Origin of the sequence: Rhodopirellula sp. UBA1907, from assembly GCF_002337565.1 — a bacterium.
GTDB lineage: Bacteria > Planctomycetota > Planctomycetia > Pirellulales > Pirellulaceae > Rhodopirellula > Rhodopirellula europaea.
On the sequence record NZ_DDGH01000064.1, the window covers coordinates 75,244 to 75,882 of the forward strand.

Annotated in this window: 2 protein-coding genes; both read left to right on the forward strand. The window is 57.3% G+C overall.

Annotated elements, in window-relative coordinates; all coding sequences use genetic code 11:
• Positions 1–227: hypothetical protein (locus tag B2R17_RS14160; RefSeq protein WP_286764492.1), on the forward strand; the 227-nt coding region annotated here is incomplete at its 5' end.
• Positions 224–639 (forward strand): AAA family ATPase (locus B2R17_RS14165; RefSeq protein WP_286764493.1); only part of this gene is annotated, 416 nt, incomplete at its 3' end. The genes B2R17_RS14160 and B2R17_RS14165, both read left to right, overlap by 4 nt.

Sequence of the window (639 nt, forward strand, 5' to 3'; positions counted from 1 at the left end):
GGCCCGCCGTTTTTGTTGATGAGCAGCGATCCACGTCGCGTCCTACCTGGGAATGTGCGGCCGAATCGCCTCTCTGTTCCGACCGCACCAACCGCCGCCTCGTCGCGTACTGCTGTGGACCGACCCGGCGAGATGGGTATCTTCGTTTGGATCGGATGCCCGAGTTCGTCGCGAGACTTCGCCGGTCGGGCACACTTCACGTTGTCCTTCCAAGCAAGTTTCGATGAACGAACTGAACGAACACGCTGAGTTTTTGTCAGACGCGGAGCTTTCCGAAGCTGCAAAGCAACAACGGCAGCTGACCGAACGCATCGCTCATGCCAGCAGTCCCTTTCGCGAAATCGTGACCCAGATCAATCACGTGTTGGTGGGCCAAAGTCATCTTGTCGATCGCATGCTGATCGGTCTGCTGACCGGTGGCCATCTGTTGATCGAAGGCGTTCCCGGATTGGCGAAGACCACCGCGGTGGCGAGTCTGGCCAAAGCGATCAACACCGGATTTCAACGTCTGCAGTTCACGCCGGATCTTTTGCCAGCGGATTTGATTGGAACTCAGGTCTATCGTCCGCAGGATCAAACGTTCGTCGTTCAGAAAGGGCCGATCTTTTCGAACTTGGTGCTCGCCGACGAGATCAACCG